15 protein-coding genes are annotated in these 15,259 nt (G+C 68.1%); 7 read left to right on the top strand and 8 right to left on the bottom strand.

Going from position 1 to position 15,259, the window contains the following annotated elements; translation table 11 throughout:
- Positions 1-137: 137 nt before the first annotated feature.
- From ctaC to PX701_RS06470, 3 genes are read left to right on the top strand one after another with little or no spacing between them, the layout of a single operon-like run.
- Complete coding sequence (gene ctaC / locus PX701_RS06480) at positions 138-1,040, top strand: aa3-type cytochrome oxidase subunit II (RefSeq protein WP_231431069.1); 903 nt, start codon at positions 138-140, stop codon at positions 1,038-1,040.
- Positions 1,037-2,773 (top strand): aa3-type cytochrome oxidase subunit I, encoded by a 1,737-nt coding sequence (ctaD, locus tag PX701_RS06475; protein WP_231431068.1) that lies wholly within the window; start codon positions 1,037-1,039, stop codon positions 2,771-2,773. Before ctaC ends, ctaD begins: the two co-directional genes overlap by 4 nt.
- Complete coding sequence (locus tag PX701_RS06470) at positions 2,773-3,189, top strand: cytochrome c oxidase subunit 4 (protein WP_231431067.1); 417 nt, start codon at positions 2,773-2,775, stop codon at positions 3,187-3,189. Before ctaD ends, PX701_RS06470 begins: the two co-directional genes overlap by 1 nt.
- Positions 3,190-3,249: 60 nt before the next feature.
- On the opposite strand, the gene PX701_RS06465 is transcribed toward PX701_RS06470, so the two are convergent.
- From PX701_RS06465 to ctaE, 6 genes are read right to left on the bottom strand one after another with little or no spacing between them, the layout of a single operon-like run.
- Positions 3,250-3,915, bottom strand: a complete 666-nt coding sequence (locus PX701_RS06465) for an SAM-dependent methyltransferase (protein WP_231431066.1) — start codon at positions 3,913-3,915, stop codon at positions 3,250-3,252.
- Between the two features lie 45 nt (positions 3,916-3,960).
- On the bottom strand, positions 3,961-4,818 hold the full coding sequence (locus PX701_RS06460) for a methyltransferase domain-containing protein (RefSeq protein ID WP_275505827.1): 858 nt from the start codon (positions 4,816-4,818) through the stop codon (positions 3,961-3,963).
- A 31-nt stretch (positions 4,819-4,849) separates the two neighbouring features.
- Positions 4,850-6,457 carry a cytochrome bc1 complex cytochrome b subunit gene (gene qcrB / locus PX701_RS06455; protein WP_275505826.1) on the bottom strand — a complete coding sequence of 536 codons (1,608 nt, stop codon included), beginning with the start codon at positions 6,455-6,457 and terminating at the stop codon, positions 4,850-4,852.
- Positions 6,454-7,530 (bottom strand): cytochrome bc1 complex Rieske iron-sulfur subunit, encoded by a 1,077-nt coding sequence (qcrA, locus tag PX701_RS06450; protein ID WP_231431063.1) that lies wholly within the window; start codon positions 7,528-7,530, stop codon positions 6,454-6,456. The genes qcrB and qcrA overlap by 4 nt, the downstream gene beginning before the upstream one ends.
- Positions 7,531-7,567: 37 nt before the next feature.
- A complete protein-coding gene (qcrC, locus tag PX701_RS06445; protein WP_231431062.1) occupies positions 7,568-8,362 on the bottom strand; it encodes a cytochrome bc1 complex diheme cytochrome c subunit in 795 nt (264 codons plus the stop codon).
- 48 nt (positions 8,363-8,410) lie between these two features.
- Positions 8,411-9,055: an aa3-type cytochrome oxidase subunit III gene (gene ctaE, locus PX701_RS06440; RefSeq protein WP_231431061.1), complete on the bottom strand. Its 645-nt coding sequence runs from the start codon at positions 9,053-9,055 to the stop codon at positions 8,411-8,413.
- 132 nt (positions 9,056-9,187) lie between these two features.
- On the opposite strand from ctaE, the gene trpD reads away from it, so the two are divergent.
- Complete coding sequence (gene trpD / locus PX701_RS06435; RefSeq protein ID WP_275505825.1) at positions 9,188-10,240, top strand: anthranilate phosphoribosyltransferase; 1,053 nt, start codon at positions 9,188-9,190, stop codon at positions 10,238-10,240.
- A 61-nt stretch (positions 10,241-10,301) separates the two neighbouring features.
- On the opposite strand, the gene glpK is transcribed toward trpD, so the two are convergent.
- Positions 10,302-11,816: a glycerol kinase GlpK gene (gene glpK, locus PX701_RS06430; RefSeq protein ID WP_275505824.1), complete on the bottom strand. Its 1,515-nt coding sequence runs from the start codon at positions 11,814-11,816 to the stop codon at positions 10,302-10,304.
- Positions 11,817-11,903: 87 nt separating this feature from the next.
- A complete protein-coding gene (locus PX701_RS06425; RefSeq protein WP_231431058.1) occupies positions 11,904-12,662 on the bottom strand; it encodes an MIP/aquaporin family protein in 759 nt (252 codons plus the stop codon).
- A gap of 208 nt (positions 12,663-12,870) precedes the next feature.
- Here PX701_RS06425 and dhaK point away from each other — a divergent pair, with 208 nt between their 5' ends.
- The 3 genes from dhaK to dhaM are packed head-to-tail and all read left to right on the top strand — an operon-like array spanning position 12,871 to position 15,250.
- Positions 12,871-13,872, top strand: a complete 1,002-nt coding sequence (dhaK, locus tag PX701_RS06420) for a dihydroxyacetone kinase subunit DhaK (RefSeq protein ID WP_231431057.1) — start codon at positions 12,871-12,873, stop codon at positions 13,870-13,872.
- Between the two features lie 17 nt (positions 13,873-13,889).
- Positions 13,890-14,537, top strand: a complete 648-nt coding sequence (gene dhaL, locus PX701_RS06415) for a dihydroxyacetone kinase subunit DhaL (RefSeq protein ID WP_275505823.1) — start codon at positions 13,890-13,892, stop codon at positions 14,535-14,537.
- Complete coding sequence (dhaM, locus tag PX701_RS06410; protein WP_275505822.1) at positions 14,534-15,250, top strand: dihydroxyacetone kinase phosphoryl donor subunit DhaM; 717 nt, start codon at positions 14,534-14,536, stop codon at positions 15,248-15,250. Before dhaL ends, dhaM begins: the two co-directional genes overlap by 4 nt.
- Positions 15,251-15,259: the final 9 nt, after the last annotated feature.

Below are 15,259 nucleotides of genomic sequence, written 5' to 3'. Positions count from 1 at the left end.
ATCCACCGATGATTCCGCCCCGCGGCGCGCCCGACATCGGCCGTGGATGCACACCTCGGGTGCCGAGTCGGAGTAGGCTAGACATCGATCACCGCGCTTCACTGTGAAGCGCCTTCGAGTCTCCCGAAAGGTCACCGGTGCGCCACAATCGCCGTCTCCGATGGGCTGCTATCCCGATCGCAGCGTCTCTCAGCCTCGTGCTCGCCGGTTGCACGCAGGCGCAGCTCAACGGATTCCTCCCCGGCTTCGTCGAGGGCGAGGCACCGGTCACGAATCACACCGACACCGTTCGCGGCCTCTGGGTCACGTCGTGGGTCGTGCTGCTGATCGTCGGCGTCATCACCTGGGGCCTCACGATCTGGGCGGTCATCGCGTACCGCCGGCGCAAGGGGCAGACGGGTCTGCCCGTCCAGCTGCGCTACAACATGCCGATCGAGGTCTTCTACACGATCGTCCCGCTCATCCTCGTGCTCGGGTTCTTCGCGTTCACCGCGCGCGACCAGGAGCAGATCGAGCAGCGCTTCGCCGCCGACGACGTCGACGTCCAGGTCGAGGTCATCGCGAAGCAGTGGGCGTGGGACTTCAACTACGTGAAGGAAGACGTCTACTCGCCCGGCATCCAGGGACAGCTCGACGAAGAGGGCCCGAAGGGCTCGCTCGTGCAGTCGGAACTGCCGACCCTCTACCTGCCCGTCGGCGCGAACGTCGAGATCGAGCTCGAGTCGCGCGACGTGATCCACTCCTTCTGGGTGGTGGACTTCCTCTACAAGAAGGACATGTACCCGGGTAAGACGAACTACATGTCGTTCGTCCCCGAGCGCGAGGGCACCTACGCCGGCAAGTGCGCCGAGCTGTGCGGCGAGTACCACTCGCTCATGCTCTTCAACGTCAAGGTCGTCTCCCAGGCCGAATACGACGACTACATCCAGTCACTCCGCGACGCGGGCCAGGAGGGCCAGCTGTCGAGCGAGTACGACCGCAACCAGAACCTGCCCGGCGCAGGCGCACCCGAACTGAAGGAAGAGCGAGAAGCCGAATGAGCACCACGACCGCACCGGCTCGGCCGCAGTCGAGCAGCTTGCCGTTCGGCGCCTCCAAGGTCGAACGCAAGGGCAACGTCCTCGTCAAGTGGATCACCTCCACCGACCACAAGGTCATCGGGTACATGTACCTGATCACCTCCTTCATCTACTTCTGCATCGGCGGCGTGATGGCGCTGATCATCCGCGCCCAGCTCTTCGAGCCCGGTCTCGAGCTGCTGCAGACCCGCGAGCAGTACAACCAGCTGTTCACGATGCACGGCACGATCATGCTGCTCATGTTCGCGACGCCGCTGTTCGCCGGGTTCGCCAACGTGCTCATGCCGCTGCAGATCGGTGCTCCCGACGTGGCGTTCCCGCGTCTGAATGCGTTCGCCTACTGGCTGTTCAACTTCGGTTCGCTCATGGCGGTCGCAGGCTTCCTCACGCCGCAGGGCGCCGCATCGTTCGGCTGGTTCGCCTATCAGCCGCTCGCTTCGACGACGTTCTCGCCGGGTGTCGGCGGCAACCTCTGGATGCTGGGCCTCGGCCTCTCGGGCTTCGGCACCATCCTCGGTGCCGTGAACTTCATCACGACGATCATCACGATGCGCGCACCCGGCATGACCATGTTCCGCATGCCGATCTTCACGTGGAACACGCTCGTCACGTCGATCCTCATCCTGATGGCGTTCCCGGTCCTCGCGGCCGCCCTGCTCGCGGCCGGTGCCGACCGCATCTTCGACGCGCACGTCTATGACCCGGCCAACGGCGGCGTCATCCTCTGGCAGCACCTGTTCTGGTTCTTCGGACACCCCGAGGTCTACATCATCGCGCTGCCGTTCTTCGGCATCGTGTCCGAGATCTTCCCGGTGTTCAGCCGCAAGCCGATCTTCGGCTACAAGACCCTCATCTACGCGACGATCGCGATCGCGGCCCTGTCGGTCACGGTATGGGCGCACCACATGTACGTCACCGGCTCCGTGCTGCTGCCGTTCTTCGCCCTCATGACGATGCTGATCGCGGTGCCGACGGGTGTGAAGATCTTCAACTGGATCGGCACGATGTGGCGAGGCTCGATCACGTTCGAGACGCCGCTCATCTGGTCGCTCGGCTTCCTCATCACGTTCGTGTTCGGTGGCCTCACCGGTGTCATCCTGGCGTCGCCGCCGCTCGACTTCCACGTGTCCGACACGTACTTCGTCGTCGCCCACTTCCACTACGTGGTGTTCGGCACGGTCGTGTTCGCGATGTTCGCGGGCTTCTACTTCTGGTGGCCCAAGTGGACCGGCAAGATGCTCAACGAGACGCTGGGCAAGTGGCACTTCTGGCTGCTGTTCATCGGCTTCCACACGACGTTCCTCATCCAGCACTGGATCGGCGTCGTCGGAATGCCCCGCCGGTACTTCTCGTACCTGCCCGAAGACAACGTGACCTGGATGAACCAGCTGTCGACGATCGGCGCCGGCATCCTGGCGATCTCGCTCGTGCCGTTCTTCCTGAACGTGTACATCACGGCCCGTCGGGCGCCGAAGGTCACCGTGAACGACCCGTGGGGGTACGGAGGCTCGCTCGAGTGGGCGACCAGCTGCCCGCCGCCGCGCCACAACTTCACGTCGATCCCGCGCATCCGTTCGGAGCGCCCGGCGTTCGACCTCAACCACCCCGAGGCCGGCATCCCGGTCGGCATCGGACCGGCGAAGGACGCCCCTGAGGCGCCGACGTACGACGCGGCCACGGAGGAGATCAAGTAATGCGCGCCAACGTCATCCTGTTCTGGATCCTCGCGGTCTTCTTCCTGATCATGGCCGGCGTCTACTGGGTGTGGACCACGCTCGAGTACGGCCAGCCCGAATGGGCGGGTTCGATCGCGATCACGCTCAGCGCGATCCTCGCCGCCTTCATCGCGTTCTACCTCGGCCGGGTGCACAGCGCCCAGGGTGCGGAGCTTCCAGAAGACCGTCTCGACGCGAACATCGACGACGGTGACGCCGAGCTGGGCTTCTTCAGCCCGTGGAGCTGGTGGCCGATCATGCTCGCCGGCGCTGCGGCGCTCATGTTCCTCGGCCTCGCCGTTGGCTTCTGGATCTCCTTCATCGCGGTCGGCATCGGCGTGATCAGCCTCGTCGGCTGGGTCTACGAGTACTATCGCGGCAACTTCGCGCGCTGAGCATCGTCTCGACGGCGGAAGCCCCGGACCAATGGTCCGGGGCTTCCGCCGTTCTCGGGGTCAAGCGCGTACTGCCCCGACCACGCGCCACGACCCGGCCCGCTGGCGGTAGCGCGCCTCGAATCCGCGGTGTTCGAGCACGGCGACCATCGCATCGGGCGAGTGCACGTAGCCGCGATAGGTCTTTCGCTGCAGCCGCATGAGCAGATTTCCGGATGCCGCGGCGAGCCTGGTCAGCGGATCGCGAGGCGGGTGGGTGAAGACGACCACTCGGCGTGCTCGTCCTGCGGCAGCCGCGAGCAAGCGGGTCGCGTCGGGATAGCAGCAGACGACCCGATGGAGGATCACCACGTCCGCCACGTCGACGGCCTCCGGATGCAGCGCGAGGTCGACGCCGATGCGCCGAGTCATGGCATGCGCCGTACCGGCCTTCGCGGCGACCCGCCCGGCCACCTCTTCATAGGCGCTCGAGAGCTCGAGGTTCACGGAGGCGGATGCGCCGCGCTTGATCAACTCGATCTGGATCTCGCCGATGCCCCCGCCGATCTCGAGCACGGTGGCGCCCTGCACGCCGACCTCGTCGGCCAGGAACTCGACGATGCGCCGCTCGGGGGGCGTCAGTCCGTCCTTCGCATACCGCCGGGCGATTCGCTCGGCGAAGCGTCCGGTGAACACCGGCTCGTAGCGGTCTGCGCCATCTGCCGCATCGACGCAGCAATCGTCCATGGTGCAAGTATCGACCCAGCGGGAGACGAATGCACCAAGCGCGCGTCAGGCCGCCGACGCCGACCGCTGGAACTCGAGCAGCTCGACGGAGACCGTCACGTTCGCCGGCGCGGCGTCCGGTTCGACCGCGGCCGCAGCCTCTGCACCCGAGTGATGCGCGGCGGGGCCCATTCCCGCGAGCAGTCGTCGACCGGCGGCGTCCACGCCGAGGTCGTACTCGAGCGAATGCACGTCCGAGGCAGTGAAGCCGTCGACCGCGAGCTGCTCCACGAGGCGACCCGACTTGCCGGGAGGAACATCGAGCATGAGCCCGGCCACGCGAAGCTCGCGCAGGTGCCGTTCTGTGGGCACGATCACGAGAAGCCGGCCACCCGGGCGCAGGATCCGCGCGAACTCGGCGCCGTTCCTCGGCGCGAACACGTTGAGCACCAAGTCGGCCGTCGACGAGCGAAGGGGGAGTGGCCGCCAGATGTCGAGCACGACACCCGTCTCACCTGGCAGGGCGCGGAGACTCGCGCGAACGGCATCGGGGGAGCGGTCGGCGAGGAGGAAGCGCGCGTCTGGGATGACCCGGGCCAGCTCGGCCGAGTAGTGACCGGTGCCGCATCCCAGGTCGGCGATGCGCGGGGCGGCATTCGACGAGCCGGCGGAGGCCTGTGCGAGACGTGCGAGCGCGTCGGAGATCGGTTGGTACGCACCCGAGCCGAGCAGCGCGGCGCGTGCGTCGAGCATCGACCGGTCGTCGCCGACCGTGCGTGGCGCCTTCGGTGGCAGGAGCGTGAGGAACCCGTACTTCGACCGGTCGAACCGATGGCCGTTCGTGCAGCCGAACGTGCGGTCACCGACGGGGGCGAGATCGCTGAAACAGTTCGGGCACCGAAGCCAGGTCGAATCGATCGACATGGCCCGGTGCCCGAATCCGTCAGTCAGCGAGTCAGTGGTGGCCGTCGTGGCCGGCCTCGAGCTCGCCCTTGGTGACTGGCGCGATGCGGTCCTCGAAGAACCAGCGCGACAGCGAGGCGCGGAGACGCTGGCCGACGGTGATCTTGCCGCGCGCGTTCGGCCGGATCATGAGCGGCTCGTAGGTCTCGAAGTCCACGAGCTTCCATCGGTCGTACTCGTCGAGCGGCTGGTGCACCTCGATGAACTCGCCGCCGGGCAGCTTCACGATGCGGCCCGACTCGTAGCCGTGCAGCACGATCTCGCGATCCTTCTTCTGCAGGGCGATGCACACGCGCTTCGTGATGAAGTACGCGATGAACGGTCCGATGATGACGACGGCCTGAAGCGCGTGGATCACGCCCTCCATCGTGAGCGAGAAGTGGGTCGCCAGGATGTCGGAGCTCGCCGCGGCCCAGAGGCCCGCGTAGAACGTGACACCGGCTGCGCCGATCGCGGTGCGGGTCGGCGCGTTCCGCGGGCGGTCGGCGATGTGGTGCTCGCGCTTGTCGCCCTTCACCCAGGCCTCGATGAACGGGTAGATCAGCACCGCCATGATGAAGCCGCCGAGCACGAGGATCGGCACGATGATGTTGAACGACCACGTGCGGTCGAGCCAGACGAACTCCCAGCCGGGCGGCACGAGACGGAGGGCGCCGTCGGCGAAGCCGATGTACCAGTCGGGCTGGGTGCCCGCGGAGACGGGGGAGGGGTCGTATGGCCCGTAGTTCCAGATCGGGTTGATCGTGAACATCGAGGCGATGAGCGCCAGCACGCCGAAGATGATGAAGAAGAAGCCGCCGGCCTTGGCCGCGTAGATCGGCAGGATGGGCGGGCCCACCGCGTTCTGCTGGGTCTTGCCGGGGCCTGCATACTGCGTGTGCTTGTGCACGACGACGAACACGAGGTGGATCGCCACGAGCGCGACGACGAGGGCCGGGAGCAGCAGGATGTGCAGCGTGTAGAGGCGACCGACGATCGCGGTGCCCGGGAACTCTCCGCCGAAGAGGAGGAACGAGGTCCAGGTGCCCACGACGGGGATGCCCTTGATCATGCCGTTGATGATCGCGAGGCCGTTGCCCGAGAGCAGGTCGTCGGGCAACGAGTAACCGGTGAAGCCCTCTGCCATCGCGAGGATGAAGAGCGTGAAGCCGATCACCCAGTTCAGCTCGCGCGGCTTGCGGAACGCACCCGTGAAGAAGATGCGCAGCATGTGCAGGCCGATGGCGGCGACGAAGAGCAGCGCGGCCCAGTGATGCATCTGGCGCACGAAGAGGCCGCCGCGGATGTCGAAGGAGATATCGAGGGTCGACGCCATCGCGACCGACATCTCGACGCCCTTGAGAGGAACGTACGAGCCGTTGTAGTGCACCTCGGCCATCGACGCCTGGAAGAAGAACGTCAGGAAGGTGCCCGAGATCAGCACGACCACGAAGCTGAAGAGCGCGACCTCACCGAGCAGGAACGACCAGTGGTCGGGGAAGGCCTTGCGACCGAGCTCCTTCACGAAGCCCGCGAGGCTCGTGCGCTCGTTGACGTAGACGGAGGCTGCCGCAGTGAACGACCGCTTCTGCGGCGCGGTGGCGGACGGTGCGGTGCTCAATGGCGCTCCCAGAAGCTCGGGCCGACGGGTTCGGTGAAGTCGCTTCGTGCGACGAGGTAGCCCTCGTCGTCGACGGTGATCGGCAGCTGCGGCAGCGGGCGCTTGGCCGGGCCGAAGATGACCTCGCAGTGGTTCGTGACGTCGAACTGCGACTGGTGGCACGGGCACAGCAGGTGGTGCGTGTGCTGCTCGTACAGGGCGACGGGGCAACCGACGTGCGTGCAGATCTTGGAGTACGCGACGATGCCGTCGTACGACCAGTCCTTGCGATCGGGCAGCTCGTTGAGCTCGGCAGGGTCGAGGCGCATGAGCAGGACGGCGGCCTTGGCCTTCGCCTCGAGCTTGCCGTGCTCGAGCTCGGCGAGCCCCTCGGGGATCACGTGGAAGGCGCTGCCGATGGTGACGTCGGCGGCCTTGATCGGCGTCCCCGACGGGTCGAGCGTGAGCCGGCTGCCCTTCTGCCACATCGTGTGGCTGAGCAGCTCGACGGGGTTCTCGTCCTGCGGGGCGAAGCCGCGGAAGAGCACGATCGCGGGGAGGGGGAACACCAGCAGGGCGCCGATGAGGCTGTTGCGGATCGCGGTGCGTCGCGTGAAGCCCGACTCCCGGTCAGCGTCGGCGAACACCTGCGCCGCGGCGGCCTGGGTCTCGGGCGAACCGCCGATGGGGTGCCGCTCGTCGGCGAGCTCCACCTCGGCCATGACCGCCTTGCCCCAGTGCACCACGCCGAAGCCGATGCCGAGCAGGGCGAGCGTCGCACCGAGGCCGAAGAACATGTTGTTCAGGCGGACCATGCCGACGTCGTTGGACTCGATCGGGAAGAGCATGTACGCCGCGATCGCCCAGATGCTGCCGAGGATCGACAGGTAGAAGAGCGTGTAGACGGTGCGCTGGGCGCGCTTGTCGCGCTTCGGGTCCTCATCGGTCACCCGGGGCCGGTGCGGCGGGAATCCGGGATTCTCGAACGCGTCGGCGGCGATCACCGCGGTGCCCGGCGAAACGTTCGAGTCGTGCGCGGCGTGCGACGAGTCTGCAGCGGCGACTTCCGCGCCGCTGTGGTCGTCCTGTGCCATGGTTCTCCTTCTGGGTCTTCTTCGTGCCGGGCTGCCGCTAGTTGGACTTCGCCGTGATCCACACGGTGATCGCGACGATGGTGCCGAGACCGAAGATCCAGATGAACAGGCCCTCCGAGACCGGGCCGAGCGAGCCGAGCTCGAATCCGCCGGGCGAACGGTTGTCCTGGACGTACTTGAGGTACGTGATGATGTCGCGCTTGTCCTCGGGCGAGATGTTGAGGTCGTTGAAGACCGGCATGTTCTGCGGGCCGGTGACCATCGCCTCGTAGATGTGGACGCCCGTGACCTCGGTGAGCGGGGGAGCGAACTTGCCCTCCGTGAGAGCACCGCCGGCGCCGGCCACGTTGTGGCACATCGCGCAGTTGATGCGGAAGAGCTCTGCGCCGTTCGCCGCGTCGCCGCCGCCGTTGACGAGGTGGTCGGCGGGGATCTCGGGGCCGGGGCCGAGCGAGGCGACGTAGTAGGCGAGCTGCTTGACCTGCTCGTCGTTGAACTGCGGGGGCTTCTGCGGCGCCTGCGGTCCCTGCATCTGCATCGGCATGCGGCCGGTGCCCACCTGGAAGTCGACGGCGGCGGCGCCGACGCCGATCAGGCTCGGACCCGTGTCGGTGCCCTGGGCGTCGATGCCGTGACACGTCGCGCAGTTCGCCTGGAAGAGCTTCTCGCCCTCGTCGATCGTCTGCTGCGAGGTCGGGTCGTCCTCTGCCTGGGCGACGGTGCCGGCGCTGAGCGCCGCGTACGCACCGCCGGTGAAGACGAGGCCCAGGGCGAGGAGCGCGACGGTGGCGAGCGGATGCCGGCGGCCGGCGCGTCGCTTCTGGCGGGTCATGTGGTTCTTCCTGTTCACGGGCTTGCTGGACTGACGCATCGGGCGGGCCTACTTCAGGACGTAGATCACGAGGAACAGGCCGATCCAGACCACGTCGACGAAGTGCCAGTAGTACGAGACGACGATCGCGCTGGTGGCCTCACGGTGACCGAAGTTCTTGACGGCGAACACCCGGCCGATGACGAGCAGGAACGCGAGGAGGCCGCCGGTGACGTGCAGGCCGTGGAAGCCGGTCGTCAGGTAGAAGGCCGAGCCGTACGAGTTCGAGTCGATCGAGATGCCCTCGGAGACCAGCGTCGCGTACTCCCAGATCTGACCCGAGACGAAGATCGCACCCATGGCGTAGGTGAGGAAGAACCACTCGACCATGCCCCACTTGGCCGGGTTCCACCACGGACCCGTGCGGTACGGCTGGAGGCGCTCGGCCGCGAACACGCCGAACTGGCAGGTGAACGACGAGAGCACGAGGATGATCGTGTTCGTCAGCGAGAACGGGAAGTTCAGCCGATCGGCCTCGAACGCCCAGAGGTCGGGTGAGGTCGACCGCAGCGTGAAGTAGATCGCGAAGAGTCCCGCGAAGAACATGACCTCGCTGCCCAGCCAGACGATCGTGCCCACCGCGACGGTGTTCGGTCGATTGATCACGGGCGCGCTCGCCTGATAAGTGATTGAGGTGCTCGTCACGCTCCCCATTATGGCCGAAATCGCGCCGGAGTTTTCGTCATCATCCGGGGCCGTGTCGTAGCGGCGGAGGTTAGGGAACCCTAAGTCGCACTGAGCAACGCCCGAGAATCCGCCGTGAATCGGGCGGATAGGATCGGCAGCATGCCTTCGCACCAGAATTGGCCAGAGATCCTGAACTCCCTCCTGCAGGGTGAAGACCTGAGCGTTTCCGACGCCGCCTGGTGCATGGAGCAGGTCATGACGGGGGAGGCCACCGAGGCGCAGCTCGCCGCGTTCCTCGTCGCGCTGCGCATCAAGGGCGAGACGGTCGACGAGATCGTCGGCTTCCGCGATGCCGTCCTCGATCACGCGGTCCCATTGCCCGCCGATCCGATGGCGCTCGACATCGTGGGCACCGGCGGCGACCGGTTCGGCACGGTGAACGTGTCCACGATGGCGTCGATCGTTGCGGCTGCGGCGGGTGTTCCCGTCATCAAGCACGGCAATCGCGCCGCGAGCAGCGCGTCCGGTTCGTCCGACGTGCTCGCGGCGCTCGGCCTCGATCTCGCGCTCGCCCCCGAGCGGGTCGCCTCCGTCCTCGAGGACGCCGGCATCACGTTCGCCTACGCGGCCGCCTTCCATCCCGGCTTCCGGCACGCCGGCGCGGTGCGGGCGCAGCTCGGAATCGCGACGGTGTTCAACTTCCTCGGCCCGCTGTGCAACCCCGCCCGGCCCGAGGCCTCGGCCGTCGGCGTCGCCCACCTCGATCGGGTGCCACTCATCGTCGGCGTCTTCCAGACGCGCGGCGCCACGGCGCTCGTGTTCCGGGGTGACGACGGACTCGACGAATTGACGACGACCGGCCACTCGCACGTCTGGGAGGTCTCGGGCGGCACCGTGAAGGAGCACGACCTCGACCCCCGCGACCTCGGCATCGCCCGGGCGACGATCGACCAGCTCATGGGCGGCGACGCCGCGCACAACGCCGCGCTCGTGCACGAGGTGCTCGCGGGCGCGCGCGGGCCGATCCGCGACATCGTGGTGCTGAACGCCGCCGCGGGCCTCGTCTCGTTCGACCTCGCGAAAGATCCGAATCAGTTCCAGCGGCCGATCCTCGATCGCTTCCGCGACAAGATGGCGGTCGCCGAAGAGGCGATCGACGGCGGTGCCGCGGCGGCGAAGCTCGAGGAATGGATCGCCGCGACCAGGCGGTGACCCCCGGCTCGACGCACGACGCGGGCCCCGTGGCATCCACGGGGCCCGCGATCGTCGTCGGTCACTCGACGTCGTCGTCGACCCAGTCGAAGGTCTTCGTCACCGCCTTCTTCCAGAGCCGCAGGCGGCGATCGCGCTCTTCGGCCCCCATGGTCGGCTCCCAACGCGAGTCCTCCTGCCAATTGGCGCGGAGCTCGTCGAGGCTCGACCAGAAGCCGACCGCGAGACCGGCCGCGTAGGCCGCGCCGAGGGCGGTCGTCTCGGCGACGACCGGACGCACCACGGGCACGCCCAGGATGTCGGCCTGGAACTGCATGAGCGTGTTGTTCGCGATCATGCCGCCGTCGACCTTGAGCTCGGTCAACTCGACGCCCGAGTCGGCGTTGACGGCGTCGAGGACCTCGCGCGTCTGGAATGCCGTGGCCTCGAGCGCCGCACGAGCGATGTGGCCCTTGTTGACGAACCTGGTGAGGCCGACGAGTGCACCGCGCGCGTCGGGTCGCCAGTACGGGGCGAACAGGCCCGAGAACGCGGGCACGAAGTAGGCGCCGCCGTTGTCCTCGACCGACTTCGCGAGTTCTTCGACCTCGGCGGCCGACGAGATGAGGCCGAGGTTGTCGCGCAGCCACTGGATCAGCGAACCGGTCACCGCGATGGAACCCTCGAGGGCGTAGTGCGGGGCGTCCGATCCGAGTTGGTACCCGAGGGTGGTGAGCAGTCCGTTCTTCGAGTGGACGATCTCGGTTCCGGTGTTGAAGATCAGGAAGTTGCCCGTGCCGTAGGTGTTCTTCGACTCTCCCGGGTCGAAGGCGGCCTGGCCGAAGGTCGCGGCCTGCTGGTCGCCGAGAATGCCGGCGACCGGCACCTCCCGAAGCAGGCTCGACGGCTCGACCGTTCCATAGACCTCGGACGAGCTCTTGATCTCGGGCAGCATCGAGCGCGGTACGTCGAAGGCGGCGAGGATCTCGTCGTCCCACTGCAGCGTCTCGAGGTCCATGAACATCGTGCGGCTCGCGTTCGTGACATCCGTCGCGTGCACGCCGCCCTCGTGGCCGCCGGTGAGGTTCCAGAGCACCCAGCAGTCGGTCGTTCCGAACAGCAGGTCGCCGGCTTCCGCGCGCTCCCGGGCGCCCGGGACGTTCTCGAGGATCCAGACGACCTTCGTGCCCGAGAAGTAGGTCGCGAGCGGCAGGCCGACCTTGTGCTTGAAGCGCTCGACGCCGCCGTCGGCGGCGAGCCGGTCGACGATGGGCTGCGTCCGGGTGTCCTGCCAGACGATCGCGTTGTAGACGGGTTCGCCGGTGTGGCGATCCCACACCACAGCGGTCTCGCGCTGATTGGTGATGCCGACCGCGGCGATGTCGTGCCGGGTCAGGTCGGCCTTGCCGAGCGCCTGACCGATCACCTCGCGCGTGTTGCGCCAGATCTCGGCCGGGTCGTGCTCGACCCAGCCGGCCTTCGGGAAGATCTGCTCGTGCTCGAGCTGCCCCGTGGCGACGATCGATCCGGCCTTGTCGAAGATGATCGCCCGCGAGCTCGTCGTGCCCTGGTCGATCGCGAGGACGTAGTCAGCCATGAGTTCCTCTCATTCGTGCACGCCGAGCGACGTCGTGCGCACATGATTCGGTTGGGGTCGGTGCGGATGGAGTTGCCCGGCGAGCCGTCACGAGAGCACCGGCAGCAGGACGAGTGCCGCCCACCCGGCGATGAGGCCGCCGATGACGGGGCCGACGACCGGCACCCACGAGTACGACCAGTCGGAGCTGCCCTTGCCCTTGATCGGCAGCACCGCGTGCGCGATGCGCGGACCGAGGTCGCGGGCCGGGTTGATCGCGTAGCCGGTCGGTCCACCGAGCGACGCGCCGATCGCGATCACGAGGAACGCGACGGGGATGGCGCCGAGTTCGGCCGGCGTGCGCCCGTAGCTGAACCCGAGGATGACGAACACCAGCACGAACGTGCCGATGATCTCGGTGATGAGGTTCCACCCGTAGGAACGGATCGCGGGGCCGGTGGAGAAGACCCCGAGCTTGTTCGCGGCCTCGGGCTCGGCGTCGAAGTGCTGCTTGTATGCGAGCCAGCAGAACACGGCGCCGATGAAGGCGCCGACCATCTGCGCGCCGATGTAGGTCGCGATGGATGCCGCGTCGATCGGGATGCCTGGAACGAAGTCGGGCTCACCCTTCGCGAGGCGGTTGACGGCGAGGCCGAGCGTGACCGCGGGATTGAGGTTGGCACCCGAGGCGTACGAGACGATGACGCCGGCGAAGACCGCGAGGCCCCAGCCGATGTTCACCATGAGGAACCCGCCGTTGTGGCCCTTGTTGCGGATGAGCGCGACGTTCGCGACGACGCCGCAACCGAGGAGCACCAGCATTGCGGTGCCGACGAGTTCCGACAGGAAGATGATGCCGAGATTCATGTGCAGCCCCCTTCGATGCGGCGCTTCATCGCGGCCGCTCTGGTGTCACGATAGCCCCGTGACCCCTTCGGGGGGAACGATTGCGTCCGAGTTCGCGACGTATCGGCCTTACGGTCGAGGCCTCACGGGGCGTAGGTTTGCGAGGGAGCGCCGCGCAGGGGGCGGCCGCGCCGCGACAGGCCCCGCACGGTCACGGAAGGGGTGCCGGATGAAGAAGATCATCAATGACCCGAAGCGCGTCGTCGACGAATCGGTCGCCGGGTTCGCGCTCGCGCACGCCGATCTGGTGCGCGTCGATGTCGATCCGATCCGCGTCGTGCGGGCGGATGCGCCGATCGCGGGCAAGGTCGGGCTCGTCAGCGGGGGCGGCAGCGGCCACGAGCCGTTGCACGCGGGCTTCGTCGGCTTCGGCATGCTCGACGCCGCGGTGCCGGGTGCGGTGTTCACCTCGCCGACCCCCGATCCGATCCTCGAGGCGACGAAGGCGGTCGACGGCGGCGCCGGCGTCCTGCATATCGTGAAGAACTACACGGGCGACGTGCTCAACTTCGAGACCGCCGCCGATCTCGCTGCCGCCGAGGGCATCGAGGTGCGGGCGGTCGTGACGAACGACGACGTCGCGGTGCGCGATTCCCTGTACACGGCGGGCCGTCGCGGCGTCGCGGGCACCGTGCTCGTCGAGAAGATCGCCGGCGCTGCCGCCGAGCGGGGCGACTCGCTCGAAGAGGTCGCCTCGGTCGCCGAGCGGGTGAACGCCGCCGCCAGGTCGATGGGGCTCGCGCTCACGCCGTGCGTCGTGCCGCACGCGGGCGAGCCGAGCTTCACGCTCGCGGAGGACGAGATCGAGATCGGCATCGGCATCCACGGCGAACCGGGACGAGAGCGAGTGGGCCTCGAGCCCGCCGACCGACTGGTCGACCGCCTCCTCGAACCGATCCTCGACGACCTCCCGTACGAGGCCGGCGAACGGGCCCTCCTGTTCGTGAACGGCATGGGGGGAACCCCGCAGATCGAGCTCTACATCGCGTATCGCCGAGCCGCCGAGGTGCTCACGGAACGTGGCATCCATGTCGCCCGCTCGCTGGTCGGCAGTTACATCACGTCGCTCGAGATGCAGGGGATGTCGATCACGCTGCTGAAGCTCGACGACGAGATGATCGAGCTCTGGGATGCCCCGGTGCAGACGGCTGCACTCCGCTGGGGCCGGTGACTGGCGAAGGAGGACCAGTGGGGCTCGACATCACGTGGGCGGTCGATTGGACCCGGCGGAGCGCTGAGTGCATCAGCGAGCACCGGGTGGACCTGATCACGCTCGATCGCGAGATCGGCGACGGCGATCACGGCGAGAACATGGACCGCGGGTTCGAGGCCGTCTCGGCGAAGCTCGACGACCTCGCGGCCGGATCCGTCCCGAGCGACGTGCTGAAGCTCGTCGCGACCACCCTGATCTCGACGGTCGGCGGGGCGGCGGGGCCGTTGTACGGCACGGCCTACCTGAAGGCGGCCTCGGCGGTCGCCGGTGAGGCGTCGCTCGACGGCCGCGCGATCGCCGCCCTGCTGACGGCGGGCCGCGACGGCATCGTGCTACGGGGAAAGGCCGAGGCCGGCGACAAGACGATGGTCGACGCGTGGACGCCTGCGGCCGATGCGGCCGCCGCCGCCGCGGAAGCCGGCGCAGACGCGGCGGCGGTGCTCGATGCCGCGGCATCGGCCGCGGAGGCTGGGGCCGAAGCGACGGAGCCGCTCATCGCACGCAAGGGACGGGCGAGCTACCTCGGCGAGCGCTCCGCCGGGCATCGCGATCCTGGGGCGGAGTCGAGTGCGCTGCTGCTCCGCGCCGCCGCCGATGCCGCCCGAGCGGCGACCGGGGCATGACGATGCCCGGAACGGTGGGCCTCGTCTTCGTCTCGCATTCGGCCGAGATCGCTTCGGGCCTCGTCGCGCTCGCCCGGCAGATGGCCCCGACGGTCGCGCTGATCCCGGCCGGCGGTACCGATGACGGCCGCATCGGCACCAGCTTCGATCTCGTGAACGCGGCGATCGCCGAAGCCGACTCCGGCTCGGGCGTCGTCGTGCTCTGCGACCTCGGGTCGGCGATCCTCACGGCGGAGACCGTGCTCGACTTCGTCGACGACGAGCTGCGGGAGCGCACGAGGATCGCCGACGCGCCGCTCATCGAGGGGGGCGTCGCTGCGGCCGTGGCCGCGGAGTCCGGCGACCCGCTCGAGGTGGTCCTGAATGCTGCGGAGTCCGCGGCGGGTGGCGGACCGAGGGCCCCGGGCCGCGCCGAGGCCGGATCCGACGACCGGCCGACGCGTGGCCACGGGGCATCCGGGTACTCGCGGACCGTGACCCTCGTGAACGCCGACGGCCTGCACGCCCGGCCGGCCGCCGAACTCGTGAAGCTCGCAGCCCGCTACCCGCAGCGGATCACGGTCAACGGGGCCGACGCGAAGAGCCTGCTCGGCATCATGTCGCTCGGGCTGACGAAAGGCGCGAGCCTCGAGATCGCGAGCGACGATCCGGGTGCGTCGGCCGCCGTCGACGCGCTCGCAGAACTGACGGCGACCGGGTTCGGCGAAGCCTGAACCGGGGTT

This window comes from Agromyces chromiiresistens (genome assembly GCF_029167465.1).
GTDB classification, from domain to species: Bacteria; Actinomycetota; Actinomycetes; order Actinomycetales; family Microbacteriaceae; genus Agromyces; species Agromyces chromiiresistens.
The sequence above is the reverse complement of the archived record's forward strand: the minus strand, read 5'-3'. Positions and strand labels throughout refer to the sequence as shown.

Excerpts from the sequence above, each read along its gene's own strand:
- ctaD (WP_231431068.1), top strand. The coding sequence starts at position 1,037 with ATGAGCACCACGACCGCACCGGCTCGGCCGCAGTCGAGCAGCTTGCCG.
- PX701_RS06470 (WP_231431067.1), top strand. The coding sequence starts at position 2,773 with ATGCGCGCCAACGTCATCCTGTTCTGGATCCTCGCGGTCTTCTTCCTG.
- PX701_RS06465 (WP_231431066.1), bottom strand. The coding sequence starts at position 3,915 with ATGGACGATTGCTGCGTCGATGCGGCAGATGGCGCAGACCGCTACGAG.
- PX701_RS06460 (WP_275505827.1), bottom strand. The coding sequence starts at position 4,818 with ATGTCGATCGATTCGACCTGGCTTCGGTGCCCGAACTGTTTCAGCGAT.
- qcrA (WP_231431063.1), bottom strand. The coding sequence starts at position 7,530 with ATGGCACAGGACGACCACAGCGGCGCGGAAGTCGCCGCTGCAGACTCG.
- qcrC (WP_231431062.1), bottom strand. The coding sequence starts at position 8,362 with ATGACCCGCCAGAAGCGACGCGCCGGCCGCCGGCATCCGCTCGCCACC.
- ctaE (WP_231431061.1), bottom strand. The coding sequence starts at position 9,055 with ATGGGGAGCGTGACGAGCACCTCAATCACTTATCAGGCGAGCGCGCCC.
- trpD (WP_275505825.1), top strand. The coding sequence starts at position 9,188 with ATGCCTTCGCACCAGAATTGGCCAGAGATCCTGAACTCCCTCCTGCAG.
- glpK (WP_275505824.1), bottom strand. The coding sequence starts at position 11,816 with ATGGCTGACTACGTCCTCGCGATCGACCAGGGCACGACGAGCTCGCGG.
- PX701_RS06425 (WP_231431058.1), bottom strand. The coding sequence starts at position 12,662 with ATGAATCTCGGCATCATCTTCCTGTCGGAACTCGTCGGCACCGCAATG.
- dhaK (WP_231431057.1), top strand. The coding sequence starts at position 12,871 with ATGAAGAAGATCATCAATGACCCGAAGCGCGTCGTCGACGAATCGGTC.
- dhaM (WP_275505822.1), top strand. The coding sequence starts at position 14,534 with ATGACGATGCCCGGAACGGTGGGCCTCGTCTTCGTCTCGCATTCGGCC.